This is a genomic window from Erysipelothrix aquatica, assembly GCF_009828775.2.
Lineage (GTDB): Bacteria > Bacillota_I > Bacilli_A > Erysipelotrichales > Erysipelotrichaceae > Erysipelothrix > Erysipelothrix aquatica.
On the sequence record NZ_WTSY02000012.1, the window covers coordinates 1 to 13,466 of the forward strand.

The 13,466-nt window shown below is 38.0% G+C and carries 14 protein-coding genes; 13 read left to right on the top strand and 1 reads right to left on the bottom strand.

Annotated elements, in window-relative coordinates; translation table 11 throughout:
- Nucleotides 1–210: 210 nt before the first annotated feature.
- The 12 genes from GVV20_RS04805 to GVV20_RS04860 all read left to right on the top strand — a co-directional run bounded on the left by GVV20_RS04805 (nucleotide 211) and on the right by GVV20_RS04860 (nucleotide 12,242).
- Nucleotides 211–798 (top strand): 3'-5' exonuclease, encoded by a 588-nt coding sequence (locus GVV20_RS04805; protein WP_159741673.1) that lies wholly within the window; start codon nucleotides 211–213, stop codon nucleotides 796–798.
- Nucleotides 785–1,339, top strand: coding sequence for a haloacid dehalogenase-like hydrolase (locus GVV20_RS04810; protein ID WP_159741674.1), 555 nt, complete (start codon nucleotides 785–787; stop codon nucleotides 1,337–1,339). Before GVV20_RS04805 ends, GVV20_RS04810 begins: the two co-directional genes overlap by 14 nt.
- 141 nt (nucleotides 1,340–1,480) lie before the next feature.
- Entirely contained in the window at nucleotides 1,481–2,512 is a 1,032-nt protein-coding gene (locus GVV20_RS04815; protein ID WP_159741675.1) for a DEAD/DEAH box helicase, read from the top strand.
- An 86-nt stretch (nucleotides 2,513–2,598) separates the two neighbouring features.
- Nucleotides 2,599–3,063 carry a phosphoribosyltransferase family protein gene (locus GVV20_RS04820; RefSeq protein WP_159741676.1) on the top strand — a complete coding sequence of 155 codons (465 nt, stop codon included), beginning with the start codon at nucleotides 2,599–2,601 and terminating at the stop codon, nucleotides 3,061–3,063.
- Between the two features lie 81 nt (nucleotides 3,064–3,144).
- On the top strand, nucleotides 3,145–3,342 hold the full coding sequence (locus GVV20_RS04825) for a cold-shock protein (protein WP_159637761.1): 198 nt from the start codon (nucleotides 3,145–3,147) through the stop codon (nucleotides 3,340–3,342).
- Nucleotides 3,343–3,429: 87 nt separating this feature from the next.
- Nucleotides 3,430–5,772 carry a preprotein translocase subunit SecA gene (secA, locus tag GVV20_RS04830; protein ID WP_159812810.1) on the top strand — a complete coding sequence of 781 codons (2,343 nt, stop codon included), beginning with the start codon at nucleotides 3,430–3,432 and terminating at the stop codon, nucleotides 5,770–5,772.
- Between the two features lie 29 nt (nucleotides 5,773–5,801).
- A protein-coding gene (prfB, locus tag GVV20_RS04835; protein ID WP_201287532.1) for a peptide chain release factor 2 occupies nucleotides 5,802–6,906 on the top strand; the annotation gives its coding sequence in 2 pieces (ribosomal slippage) (nucleotides 5,802–5,873 and nucleotides 5,875–6,906; 1,104 coding nt in all).
- Nucleotides 6,907–7,752 (top strand): YitT family protein, encoded by an 846-nt coding sequence (locus GVV20_RS04840; RefSeq protein WP_159741628.1) that lies wholly within the window; start codon nucleotides 6,907–6,909, stop codon nucleotides 7,750–7,752. It abuts the gene before it with no gap.
- A 62-nt stretch (nucleotides 7,753–7,814) separates the two neighbouring features.
- Nucleotides 7,815–8,504 (top strand): cell division ATP-binding protein FtsE, encoded by a 690-nt coding sequence (gene ftsE, locus GVV20_RS04845; RefSeq protein ID WP_159639521.1) that lies wholly within the window; start codon nucleotides 7,815–7,817, stop codon nucleotides 8,502–8,504.
- Nucleotides 8,497–9,399 (top strand): permease-like cell division protein FtsX, encoded by a 903-nt coding sequence (gene ftsX, locus GVV20_RS04850; protein WP_159639520.1) that lies wholly within the window; start codon nucleotides 8,497–8,499, stop codon nucleotides 9,397–9,399. The genes ftsE and ftsX overlap by 8 nt, the downstream gene beginning before the upstream one ends.
- Nucleotides 9,396–10,856, top strand: a complete 1,461-nt coding sequence (locus GVV20_RS04855) for a murein hydrolase activator EnvC family protein (RefSeq protein ID WP_159741160.1) — start codon at nucleotides 9,396–9,398, stop codon at nucleotides 10,854–10,856. The genes ftsX and GVV20_RS04855 overlap by 4 nt, the downstream gene beginning before the upstream one ends.
- Nucleotides 10,857–10,874: 18 nt before the next feature.
- Nucleotides 10,875–12,242, top strand: a complete 1,368-nt coding sequence (locus GVV20_RS04860; protein WP_159741159.1) for a murein hydrolase activator EnvC family protein — start codon at nucleotides 10,875–10,877, stop codon at nucleotides 12,240–12,242.
- Nucleotides 12,243–12,266: 24 nt separating this feature from the next.
- On the opposite strand, the gene GVV20_RS04865 is transcribed toward GVV20_RS04860, so the two are convergent.
- Entirely contained in the window at nucleotides 12,267–12,815 is a 549-nt protein-coding gene (locus GVV20_RS04865) for an LOG family protein (RefSeq protein ID WP_159741158.1), read from the bottom strand.
- A 78-nt stretch (nucleotides 12,816–12,893) separates the two neighbouring features.
- Here GVV20_RS04865 and GVV20_RS04870 point away from each other — a divergent pair, with 78 nt between their 5' ends.
- Entirely contained in the window at nucleotides 12,894–13,460 is a 567-nt protein-coding gene (locus tag GVV20_RS04870) for an NAD(P)H-dependent oxidoreductase (RefSeq protein ID WP_159741157.1), read from the top strand.
- The last annotated feature ends 6 nt before the right edge of the window (nucleotides 13,461–13,466 follow it).

Sequence of the window (13,466 nt, forward strand, 5' to 3'; positions counted from 1 at the left end):
TTGGTCTTTTATTTTTTTATTTAATTGCTTATACTTCATATGGGAGCTCCTTTTAGTCGGGTGGGCTCCTTTTATTATACAAAAACAACCGCACCTTGGTGGTGCGGTTGAGATTTGAATTTAGGAATAACCCTGCTGGTGGGGTTATTTTTATGCTTAGTTTTAGTATAGGGATAGTTATGTTACAATATCTCTAGAACAGAGGTAGTTATGCGATATGTAGGCAAAAATTTGTTGCAATTTGTAACAAACTTTACAGTAATCGATTTAGAAACGACAGGTCGAAGTAATAAATTTCATGACATTACAGAGATTAGCGCAATCCGTTATCGAAGTGGTGTTGTAGTGGATTCTTTTTCAACACTTGTTAAGGCAAGAAATAGTATCCTTCCTTTTGTGGTATCCTTAACGGGCATCACAGATGAGATGCTTGAAGGCGCTCCTTATATCGAAGAAGTGATAGAGAAAGTGGTTGCATTTATTGGTGATGATATTATTTTGGGTCATAATGTCCAATTTGATTACTTTTTGATTTACGACGCTTACAGTGTTTGTATGGATGGTATCATGCATAATGACTATATTGATACACTCCGTATCTCAAGATTGTTAAATAAAAATATTAAAAACCACAAATTAGAAACTTTATGTGAGTATTTTGGCGTTGAGCGAAAGATTGGTCATCGTGGGTTTGATGACAGTCTTCAGACAGCGCAGGTCTACCTTAAAATGAGAGAAAAATACTTAATGTTGCGTGAGCAAAAGCGTGAAAGAGAGGGTTATTATGAACGTATATGATTGGGATAAAACGATTTATGATGGAGATAGTTCAATTGACTTTTACAAGTTTAACTTAAGAAAAGATAAGAAGCTATCTAAGTTATGGTTGAAGCAAACGAAAGCTGCTGCTGATTACAAACGCGGTAAAATCAGTAAAACTGAAATGAAAACTGTATTTTATGAGTATTTTAAAGAGATTGAGGATATTGATCTACGTGTTTTAGAGTTCTGGGCAGAGCATAAGCACAAAATTAAACAATGGTACTTTGATCAACGTCGTGATGATGATTTAATTATCTCTGCTTCTCCTGAGTTTCTTTTGGAACCGATTGTTGTTGAAGAATTGGGATTAAGTTTAATCGCAAGTCGGGTGGATAAATATACTGGGGCTCATGATGGTGAAAACTGTTATGCTGCTGAAAAAGTCCGTCGTATGCGAGAGTTGTATGATTTATCTGAAATGGAGTCATTTTATTCTGATTCTTACTCAGATGACCCATTAGCCCAGTATGCGAAAGCAAGCTATTTTGTTGTCGGAAATGATATAAAACCATGGTAACAGTTTGAACTGTTACTTTTTTTTAGGATTACGATTATACTCTTCGTATTTATTAGAGGTGATGTAATGAGAATCTGTTGGAAGTGCTTGGAGGATAACGCAAACTTGATTTCGGAGACATTTTGTAAGAGATGTTGCTTTATGCAATATTTTAATCTCGAAGAAGAATCGAGTCTAACCCATCAAAATGCAAGGAAAAAGCGCTCTTTAAAGCTAACAAATATACAGCAACGTGCGAGTGATCAGATTTTGGATCGTATCTTGAAACAGTCAATCTTTGTTGATGCAGTTTGTGGAGCGGGTAAAACAGAAATCTGTATTCCTGTTTTACGATATCTCCTTAAAAAGGGATTGCATGTTGGGTGGGCAATTCCGAGACGGGAAGTCGTGGTCGAACTAGCAGAACGAATTCAGTCATATTTGGATGATTATCATGTTACTGCAGTATTTGGTGGATGTGTTGATAAATTGTCGGGTGATTTGATTGTTTGCACAACACATCAACTATTTCGTTATCCTCAGTATTTTGATGTCCTGATACTTGATGAGCCGGATGCATTTCCGTATGTAAACGATGACCTACTTGTGCGTTTCGCAAAACTAGCTTGTCGAGGAACGTTTTTATATCTATCTGCCACATATGATATTGCTCATGTATATCGTATTGTTGTTCCATTGCGGCCCAGTGGTAAACTTCTACCAGTCCCTATTGTCAAATGTCGATATTTTCCAATAATCACATTGTTTCAAGATCTTATGAATTTGAAACAGGAAATGGTACTTATTTTCGTACCAACTATGAAAATAGGAAAGTATATATCGCGACTCTTACGGTGTGCGTTAATAACCTCGGAATGTGTTGACAAGGAAAGTATTTTATCAACATTTCGGGAAAAGCGAAATTGGATTGTTTGTACCACAATTTTAGAGCGGGGCGTGACTTTCGAAAATTGTTATGTTTGTGTTTATGAAGCACATCACAGGGTTTTTAGTGAGTCGTCACTTGTTCAAATTACGGGGCGGGTAATGAGAGGGATGAAACCATTAAAAGGTACTGTTGTTTTCTACTGTCGCGAGTATTCAACTTCGTTACAATCGTGTGTCAATCGAATCAAAACTGCGAACGATGCTGCGCGGGGTGTTTTAAATCAGTCGATACAGGAAAAGGCATAATTGACTTTTTTTTGGATAGTCCGCATTTGTGCGGATTATGCCAGCTATCAACAAACGTATTGAATTTAAATGTTGGAGAATTTAAGGTGCTCAGTTTCTATAAATACGAAACTACGGTTCGGGTCTTGCTGTTGCGATATAAAGATGGCCGTGATCGTTCATTAGCGCAACCAATCATGTGGCGAATTAAGAAAAAATTAAAGAAATACACACGTGGGAAAATGGTTGTAGTAGTTCCGTCTCGTCTAGATTCTCAAATATCACGAAGTTTTCATCATGTCGAGTATCTTCTTGATTCTGCGGGAATTGTCTCGCACTCTATTTTTGAAAACAAAGCATTACACGACCAAACTAACGTATCCGATCGAACCGACATCACTAATAATATTATCCTAGTTGCGTTCGCAGAAATAGTAAACAAAGATGTAGTAGTTGTTGATGATATTATTAGTTCAGGGTCGAGTTTAGAGGCTTGTATGAGACTTGTTAAGCCTTATGTTAAAAGTGTTAAGGGGATTTCAATTTCATATTCTAAGCGTTTCGAAAAATAAAAGTAAGCGATTTCACTTGTCTTTTAAGTGGCTCTGACGTATAATCAAACATGTCAGATGTAGAAAGGTATAGGATTTGAAATGCAAGGAAAAGTAAAAAAGTTCAATAAGAACAAAGGATTCGGATTTATCACAACAACAGAAGATAGTGATGTATTCTTTCACTATTCACACCTTGTGATGGAGGGGTTCAAGACTATCGAAGAAGGAACTGATGTCGAGTTCGAATTAATGGATACCGAGCGAGGCTTACAGGCACATAACATCGTTAGAATCTAAAGATAAAGTTGGCATCTGCCAACTTTTTTAATGATTTCATATCAATAATGATTATGATACAATAAAAAATGAATGGAGGCATGAAATATGGCTGGATTTTTTAATAATTTATTTAGCGGAGACCGCAAAATTCTTAATGAAGTAGAAAAGACTGCTCATGCTATTGATGCGCTGAAAGATGAGATTCGCGCACTCTCAGACGAAGAGCTAAAAAACAAAACAGAAATCTTTAAACAACGCCTCAACAATGGTGAAACATTGGATGACTTATTGGTTGAATCCTTTGCGGTTGCACGTGAAGCCGCATACCGTGTAATTGGAGAATTTCCATATATTGTTCAATTAATGGGGGGTATCATCTTACATCGTGGCGATATCGCTGAAATGCGCACCGGTGAAGGGAAAACATTAACGGCAATATTACCAACTTACTTAAACGCTTTAGATGGCAAAGGTGTTCATGTCATTACAGTTAATGAATACCTTGCGTCTCGTGATGCGGAGTGGATGGGTGAAATTCACCGCTTCTTAGGACTTACTGTAGGTACAAACTTACGTCAATTATCTGCATCTCAAAAACGAGAAGTATATGAAATGGATATTACGTATACGACGAACTCTGAAGTAGGATTTGATTATTTACGTGATAACATGGTTACTCGTATCGAGGATCGCGTATTACGTCCACTTAATTTCGCGTTAATCGATGAGGTTGACTCGATTCTTATTGATGAATCACGTACACCTTTAATTATTTCAGGTGGTGCTCGTGAAGGCGCTCGTTTGTATGAACAGGCAGATAAATTTGCTAAGAAACTTTCACAAGGTGCTGATTATGTGGTTGATGTAAAATCAAAAACTGTACAGCTTACGGAGTCAGGTGTTGAAAAAGCAGAAAATACATTTAAAGTAAATAACCTTTATGATTTAGACAACACAGCATTACTTCACCATATCAATAATGCTTTGAAGGCAAACTACACAATGTTGAAAGATATTGAGTATGTTGTTCAAGACAACCAAATCGTAATCGTTGACCAATTTACAGGTCGTTTGATGGAGGGTCGCGAGTATTCGGATGGTTTACATCAAGCACTAAGTGCAAAAGAAAATGTCGCTATCAAGCAAGAAAGTGTTACACTTGCTACGATTACATACCAAAACTTCTTCCGTCTTTACAACAAATTATCTGGGATGACTGGTACAGCTAAAACTGAAGAAGAAGAATTCTTAGAAATCTATAATATGCGTGTCTTAGTCATTCCAACGAATCGACCAGTAGTACGTATGGATAACGAAGACTTAATTTTTGGAACGAAGAAAGCTAAATTTGAAGCACTTATTCAACAAGTTAAAGAAATTCATGAGACAGGACAACCTGTACTTGTGGGTACTGTTGCAGTTGAAACATCAGAGTATCTAAGTATGATGATGACACAACGCAAAATCAAACATGAAATTTTGAATGCTAAGAACCATGCTCGTGAAGCGCAAATTATTGAACGCGCAGGACGTAAAGGTTCAGTAACAATCGCTACCAACATGGCTGGTCGTGGAACTGACATCAAACTAGATGACGAATCACGTGCACTTGGAGGATTAGCGGTGATTGGTAGTGAACGTCACGAATCACGTCGTATTGATAACCAGTTACGTGGTCGTTCAGGACGTCAGGGAGATCCGGGAATGTCTCGTTTCTTCGTATCATTTGAAGACGACCTTATGATTCGTTATGGAAGTGAACGTTGGGAATCAGTCACATCACGTCTTGGCGATGTTGCGGTTGAAAATAAAACTCTAACAAAACAAATTAGTGCAGCACAAAAACGTGTTGAAGGAATTAACTTTGACATTCGTAAAACATTGCTTGATTACGATGATGTTTTACGTCAACAACGCGAAATTATGTATGAACAACGTAACTACATTCTTGAAAATGATGATGTTCATAGTATCATTTTTGAAATGTTCGAACGTGTTATCTCAAATACAATTGGCTCATTTAGAAATATGGAAAGTAAAGACCAGTCAGTCGATATCAATGGCTTAGTCGAAGCACTTGAAAAACTGGGCCTTATTACTGATGCCGTTAATGAAGCATCTTTAAGTGCCATGAATGTGAATGAACTTCAAGCATTTATTGTTGGCGATGCATGGGGTCGTTACGAAGCGAAAATTGCGGAAGTATCTGACCAATTTACACGTGTCGAAAAAGATATGGCACTTCGCATGATTGACCGTTCTTGGATCGATCATATCGATGCAATGAGCAAGTTACGCGAAGGAATTCATTTACGTTCCTATGCTCAAGAAAAACCACTACAAGCATATGTGAATGAAGGCTTTGAAATGTTTGACGAGATGCTAGGAGCAATCGCTCAGGACATTGTAATGTTCTGCATCAATGTAAAAATTGAATACAGACAATAGATTTAAAGAATAGACAAGGGTGATGAATTTTGGAATTATTTGAAATAGCTCAAATTTTAGAAGAATCATTAGATTCACTGAAAGCGCTCGGTGATTCACTTTGACTTAGCTCAAAAGCAAAGCAAAGTAGAAGCATTAGAAGCAGAGATGGTGGTTGAAGGGTTTTGGGATGACCATAAAAAAAGTGCCCAACATATTCAGACACTAAACCAAATTAAAAAAATAGTTGAAACATATAATCAACTAATAAAGCGCATTGATGATGGTCTTGATACATTAGCATTGCTCAAGGAAGAATTCGATGAAGAGTTCAAAGAAATGCTTGAACTAGAAGTTAAAGATATTGAGAAGGAACTAGATTCGTTCTCAATAATGATTTTACTGAGTCATGATTACGATCAAAAAAATGCAATTGTAGAGATACATCCGGGTGCTGGTGGAACTGAAAGCCAGGACTTTGCGGAGATGTTGTATCGTATGTATACACGTTGGGCACAAGACAAAAAATACAAAGTCTCGGTTCTTAACTATTTGGATGGTGATGAGGCAGGCCTAAAAGCAGTTTCTTTCTTAGTCAGTGGACCATTAGCTTATGGCTATTTAAAAGCTGAAAAAGGGGTGCATCGTCTTGTGCGAATAAGCCCGTTTGATTCGTCAGGTAGACGCCATACATCGTTTGCATCGGTTGATGTCGCGCCAGAATTTGACAATAGTATTGAAATTGTGATCAATCCAGAAGATATTGATGTCGATACAATGCGCGCATCTGGAGCAGGTGGACAGCACGTTAATAAAACCGATTCTGCAGTACGTATCACGCACAAAGAATCGGGAATAGTCGTGACTTGCCAAACCGGTAGAAGTCAATTGCAAAACCGAGAAGAAGCGCTTATGATGCTCAAAAGTAAACTTTACCAACGTGAAATTGAGCAACAACAAGCAAATCTAGCGGCAATCAAAGGGGAGCAAAAACTTATAGAGTGGGGATCACAGATCCGTTCATATGTTATGCATCCATATTCAATGGTAAAAGATCATCGTACAAAGCATGAAACAAGCCAAGTTGATGATGTTTTAGATGGTGAAATTGATGACTTTATTGAAGCATTCTTGAAAATGAACGTAGGTGTATAGATGAAACAATACCAAGACAAAATAACAAATGCACTCTTATTGGTGCTCGGAAATTTTGTGCTTGCGTGTGGTGTTACATTCTTTATTCTACCAAACAATATTTTATCGGGCGGTGTGGCAGGAGTTGCCGTCGCCCTTTATCCTATTTTAAGGGTGGAGCCGAGAATTATGATGAACATCATAATCGGGCTCGCTTTCTTAATGGGATTTGTATTTTTGGGGAAAAAGTTTGCATTAAAAACACTGGCAAGTAGCATATTATATCCGCTTTTCGTTAATTTATTGAGTTTAATTCCGTTCAATGCAACACTTGATCCTCTAATCGCATCACTGTTTGGTGGTATTTTTATGGGTATTGGTCTCGGATTAACATTTAAAACAGGTGCAAGTACAGGAGGGATGGACATACCACCTCTCATTTTATCGCGTTATACGGGAGTCCGTGTGTCGGTCTATATTTTTGCAGTAGATGCAGCTACAGTACTCTTGGGATTCCACAGCTACACGTTGAATCAGGTTCTTATGGGATTCATATCCATTTATGCGTCAACAAAAGCAATCGATAAAATATCCCTCATTGGTGGGATAGATGCACGACAAGTTACGATTATTTCAGATGAGTATGAGTCGATTTTAGATTATCTTCATAATAATATTGATCGTGGCTCAACAATCATTACAGCACGTGGTGGTTATACGCAAGATCGCAAAGAAATTGTCATGACCGTGATCAGTAAAAAACAATACAATGACCTTGAAAAGGCGGTCCTTTCGATAGATTCGGAAGCCTTCTTAGTTGTTTCGAATGCAACGGAAGTCCATGGCAAGGGCTTTAGGACGGTCTAGTTTCACGCAAACTTCAAAAGTCGTATGCTATAATTTAAAATGAATAAAGGAGTGAGAGATAGATGCTAGTACTAAAAGACGTATCAAAAAAATATAAAAATGGTGTCAATGCACTATATGACATCAATCTATCTGTAGACCAAGGTGAATTTGTCTACATAATTGGTCCTACTGGTAGTGGGAAATCCACACTAATTAAGCTCCTAGATGGTGAAGAAATTCCAACTTCAGGAAGTGTTAATGTAGGAGACTATAACGTTGGAAAGTTACGACATTCCAAAGTTCCTATTTATCGACGAAGAATTGGTGTCGTATTTCAAGATTTCAAACTCTTAGAACGTAAAACTGTTTTTGAGAATATTGCGTTTGCCCTCGAAGTAGTGAATACACCAAACGCCAAGATTCGATCACGTGTTCGTGAAGTTTTAAGGTTGGTTGATTTGAGTGAAAAAGCGAATGCGTTCCCTCAAGAGTTAAGTGGTGGACAACAACAAAGAGTTGCTATCGCAAGAGCGATTGCGAATAAGCCTCAATTGCTTATTGCCGATGAACCAACGGGTAACTTAGACCCTGAAAAATCAAATGAGATTATTATGTTATTAGAGCGTATAAATCGAGAAGAAGAAACAACTGTACTTATGGTTACGCATGATGTAGATATTGTAAATAATAACAAAAAACGTACGATTGCCTTAGATGCTGGACATATTGTTGCAGATTTAACATCTGGAGGATACATCAGTCATGAATAGAGTATTAAGACATATTAAAGAAGGATTCTTGGGAATGGTGCGTAACTTTGCGCTGTCGTTATCAAGTATTTCATCTGTTACAGTGACGCTATTAATTATGGCGCTTTTCTTATTGTTAAGTGCAAACCTTGGTGTCATCACGAAACAAATTGAAGAGAGTGTTCAAATCGCTGTTCACGTTAATAATAACTATGAGAGTCAAGAAAACATCGACCGAATTTCTAAAGCAATTGAGGTTATTCCCAATGTAAAATCTGTAGGTTTTTCTTCGAAGGAAGAAGAACTAGAGATGTTTATAAAAAACTCAGGTGAAGACGCAGAGTTACTCTTCGGATCATTCAGAGGTGAGTCTAACCCCATGCCACTTACATTTTTAGTTCAAGCTGAAAAGGGTGAGTATTTGAAACAAATTACCCAGGAAATACTGAAAATTGAAGGTATTGATGATGCGATTTACGGTGGTGATGCGACATCTACTTTTGTGCACGGTTTGGAGCAAGTTCGTAATATTGGATTTGCAATCGTCATTGCATTGGGTGTAGTTGCAGTATTCTTAATTTCAAATACGATTCGTGTATCGATTCATTCACGTCGTCGTGAAATCGGTATTATGCGTACCGTAGGTGCTACTAACTGGTACATCAGATGGCCATTTATTATTGAAGGAATGTTGATTGGTTTAATTGGCTCGTTTGTTCCAATTCTTATCACAATCTTCGGGTATCAATATTTATTTGAATCAGTCGGTGGATTCTTATTTTCAAAAATGTTTGTATTGGTATCACCAACACCGATGGTATACCAGATATCTATTGTATTGGCACTAATTGGTTCAACTGTTGGAGCAATTGGTAGTGTCTTTTCTGTCGGGAAGTTCTTAAGGTGGACGCGATGAAAAAACTATTTCGAAACACAATTCAAGTAGTGACAGTATTATCAATGATGATCTTAGTATCAACATCTGTTTATGCTACGTCTGATGATGAATATGAAAATAACCTCACTTACTATCAAGAGCTGTGTCGCGGAATAGAAAGTGAAAGTGTTAAAACAACCTGTGATGGGTACCGCTCATTCCTTGAACGCCGTGCTGGTAATAAAGAAGCAGAACGTGCTGAAATTGCAAGCCGTCGTGAAAAAGTAGACACAGATTTAAAGAGCAATTTATCAATCCTTGGTGAGTATGAAGGAAAGATAAAGGATCTTGAAACGCAAATTAAAACGTTAGAGGCCCAAATTGTACAAAATGAGGCTCAAATTGCGCTTATAGAAATTCAAATAGCGCAACGATTGGAAGACATTAAAGGATTAGAAGAAGACATTAAAGCATACATGGTTAAGAGTCAATCGACCATGCGTGTCAATGGATACATCGAATTCTTAATGGGAGCAACTGATTTCTCCGATATCATTCGACGCGTTGAAGGTTTGAATGCTATTAAGAGATCAAATGAGAAAATGATTGATGCATTTAAAGTACAACAATTGAAACTCCAAGAAGATCGCGCATTAATCGAAAATGAGAAATTTGCGATTGAATTGAATAAAAAGGCAATTGAATCTGAACGTGAACTCGCAAAAGCATATGAAGCGGAAATTCAGTATGTCTATGCGAAATTATCTGAACAAAAAGACATTTTGGATGTGGCGGATGCCCAAGTTCAAAGTGAAATTACAATTAGTAACGATTTAGCAAGTCAAATTGGCGATCTTGTCTTGGTACCAAAACCAGAGCCTGAAAAACCAGATCCTGGCAAACCGGTTGATCCTGGAGACCCAGATCCTGGAAACCCGGATCCTGGACCTGGAGAAGGTTCTACCGACATATATCATCCTGTTCCGGGTACGTCATTGACAGCCAGTGTATGGCAGTACCCATGGGGTGGATGGCATCTCGGTAATGATTTAGGTGCGGACATTGGCACACCATTAAGAGCAATTGGTAATGGAGTCATTGTAGTTGCTCAAGGTGGTTGCGGGAATAATGCTGATGGATGTAACGGTGGGCTCGGAAATCATATTTCAATGATTTTCCAAGATGGCGATCGTTCATATGGCGCATTATTCATGCACTTATCAAGTACCGCAGTTGGACAACTTGCTGTTGTTCCTGCTGGAACTGTGATTGGTTACACTGGAAACTCAGGAACATCTACAGGGCCACACGTCCATATAGAAATTTTCGATTTGGGGCCTGGTACTGTCGTTGATGGATTAAATCTATGGAATAATGGTCATCGAACTGCTCAATTTGGACTTGGTGGATCAAGTGGTGGAAATTCATCACTATGTGATTATCGTGGAGGCTATCCATGTCGAACAGATCCAGGTCGCTATGTATACAGCACATAATCAATAGATGAGGTGAACATGAAACGAATCTTAAAAAATACAATTATTATCTCAATTATTTTAATGATGCTACTTGGCGTACTTGCCCCGATATTTGCTAGTAATCGTGATGATTTCGAATCCAATCCTGGAAAGTATGATCAACTTTGTAGCTCGTATTCGGAGTCATCTGCGCAAGTTTGTCGTGAGTATCGTGCGTACTTGTTAGAGCGTGCTCAAAACAATCAAGCAGCAAAAAATGAAATCTCAAATAAACTTAAAGATATTGAGACGAATTTGATGGAAAATCTTGGACTTATTCAAGAGTTTGAAAATCAGATTACTGCATTAGACGCGAATATAAAAACACTAGAACTTGAAATCGCGCAAAAGGAACAACATATTCAAGAACTCCAAGTTGAAATCCAAACTCGTGAAACTGAGATTGCAAAACTTGAGGAAGAAATTAAAACGTATATGGTTCAGAGTCAAATGAACATGCGTGTCAACGGATATATTGAATTCCTTATGGGCGCAACTGATTTCTCCGATATTATGCGTCGTGTTGTAGGAATGAATAGTATTCGTCGCTATAATGAATCGCTTATTGATAACTTTAAGACCCAAAAACAAGCGCTCGAAGAAACAAAGTCTGCGGTCGCAACTGAAATTGAGAATATCGAACTTAATAAAAGTTTAGTCGTTGTCGACAAAGAAAATATTGTATATCTTCAAGCTGGCGTACAAAAAATTTATGATGAATTAGTCATTCAAAAAGTTAACTTTGAAATGCAAGAGGCACAAGTTCAAGCAGCAATCGAACTTGACCAAGCAACTGCCGATGCGATCAATGCAATCCCTCCAACTAATGGCTTATCAAGTCCTGTACCAACCGGAAGAAAAACCGAATCAGTATGGGGATACAGCTGGGGTGGAACGCACCTTGGAGTGGACTTATCAGCTGGTTATTTTGAACCAATTTATGCTGTTGGTAATGGCGTAGTTGTGGTAACTCAAGGTGGATGTGATACTTATTCAAGTTTTGGTTGCAATAGTGGTCTTGGAAATCATCTATCAATGATTTTCGAATCAAATGGCAAAGTCTATGGTGCGTTGATCATGCATATGGCGAATGGATCATTTAAGGTTGGTCCAGGTAGCGTTGTGAGCCAAGGTCAACAAGTAGGCGGTGTCGGAAACTCAGGAAATTCTATCGGATCACACGCCCATATTGAAATATTTGATCTAGGAGTCGGTTCGGTTTCAGAAGGAGTGTCAATGTGGAATAGCACATGGCGTACTGCTCAATTTGGTTTGGGTGGTTCTGACCGTGGTCAAAGCAGTCGTTGTGAATATAAAGGATCAACACCGTGCCGTATTGACCCAGAAGCATTCTTAGGTGTTTAAAAAAAAGGTGTATCAGTGAACAAATTAGTTCAGAGATACACCTTTTACTATGGCATCAACAATTGCTACTGATGTTGCTTCAAATTGAATTGCTTCAAGATGTGATGGGTACATAAATGTGTTGGCTACGGATGTTTTTAAGAATTCATGAATTCCGTCATAATAACCATCAATATTTGCAAAACCAACTGGTTTGTTGAAGTATTCAATTTGATTTAATGTTATCACTTCAAAAATTTCATCCATTGTGCCACAACCTCCAGGAAATGCGACGAAGGCGTCAGACATCTCGTTCATCATCGTTTTACGAACACTCATGTCGTCTACAATTACAAGTTCTGTAAGTCCCGGATGCGCAATTTCTTTATCAACCAAAATCTTGGGCATGACGCCAATGACTTTACCATTCAATGCGATCATCTCATCAGCGATTATCCCCATAATGCCTGATCGCGCACCACCATACACCATCGTTATATCTTTAGATACCAATGTCTTTGCTAAAATCTTTGCTTCTTTCACAATATTGTGATTGCTTGTATCGCGCGAACCACAGAAAACAGCTAATTTCATATAAACCCTCCACTTTTAAGGTCATTATACCATGTGTGGATAAGCGTGGTTGATAAAATAGACAATGGAGGATTCAAAATGAAAACAACAATCGTATATACACATCCATGGGATGGAAGTTTTAATCATCACGTTTTAGAAGTAACGAAAGCTCAATTGCTTGCGAAAGGTCACGATGTAGATGTCATCGATCTGCATCAAGACGGGTTTGATCCTGCATTTCACGCAGAAGATTTGAAATTGTTTGGCAAAGGTGAGTACAACGATCCGAAAGCTGAAGATTACATGAAGCGCTTGAAAGCAAGTGATGAAGTCATCTTTGTATTTCCTGTTTGGTGGTATGGCGCACCGGCTATGCTCAAAGGTTTTTTTGACAAGGTGCTTTTAAAAGGACATACTTACGATATGGATGAAAATCATAATTTGGTTGGGAAATTGGATATCAATAAAGCTGCAGTTTTTACAACTGGAAACATAAGTAAAGAAATCTTTGAACATATTGGCGATCCTATTAACAAAACAATGATCGAAGCGCTGTTTGGAACTGTGGGTATTAAGAATGTCACATGGCTACATTGCAAGACAGTGCACATGGAAGAAACACGAAATCAGTTTCTGTCAGAAATTGAACAATACTTGAAATAAATCCCT

What these genes read in the sequence shown, in the direction of transcription:
- GVV20_RS04815 (WP_159741675.1), top strand. Translation starts at nt 1,481, where the DNA reads ATGCAATATTTTAATCTCGAAGAAGAATCGAGTCTAACCCATCAAAAT.
- GVV20_RS04805 (WP_159741673.1), top strand. Translation starts at nt 211, where the DNA reads ATGCGATATGTAGGCAAAAATTTGTTGCAATTTGTAACAAACTTTACA.
- GVV20_RS04870 (WP_159741157.1), top strand. Translation starts at nt 12,894, where the DNA reads ATGAAAACAACAATCGTATATACACATCCATGGGATGGAAGTTTTAAT.
- GVV20_RS04865 (WP_159741158.1), bottom strand. Translation starts at nt 12,815, where the DNA reads ATGAAATTAGCTGTTTTCTGTGGTTCGCGCGATACAAGCAATCACAAT.
- GVV20_RS04860 (WP_159741159.1), top strand. Translation starts at nt 10,875, where the DNA reads ATGAAACGAATCTTAAAAAATACAATTATTATCTCAATTATTTTAATG.
- ftsX (WP_159639520.1), top strand. Translation starts at nt 8,497, where the DNA reads ATGAATAGAGTATTAAGACATATTAAAGAAGGATTCTTGGGAATGGTG.
- GVV20_RS04840 (WP_159741628.1), top strand. Translation starts at nt 6,907, where the DNA reads ATGAAACAATACCAAGACAAAATAACAAATGCACTCTTATTGGTGCTC.
- GVV20_RS04855 (WP_159741160.1), top strand. Translation starts at nt 9,396, where the DNA reads ATGAAAAAACTATTTCGAAACACAATTCAAGTAGTGACAGTATTATCA.
- secA (WP_159812810.1), top strand. Translation starts at nt 3,430, where the DNA reads ATGGCTGGATTTTTTAATAATTTATTTAGCGGAGACCGCAAAATTCTT.
- GVV20_RS04825 (WP_159637761.1), top strand. Translation starts at nt 3,145, where the DNA reads ATGCAAGGAAAAGTAAAAAAGTTCAATAAGAACAAAGGATTCGGATTT.
- ftsE (WP_159639521.1), top strand. Translation starts at nt 7,815, where the DNA reads ATGCTAGTACTAAAAGACGTATCAAAAAAATATAAAAATGGTGTCAAT.
- GVV20_RS04810 (WP_159741674.1), top strand. Translation starts at nt 785, where the DNA reads ATGAACGTATATGATTGGGATAAAACGATTTATGATGGAGATAGTTCA.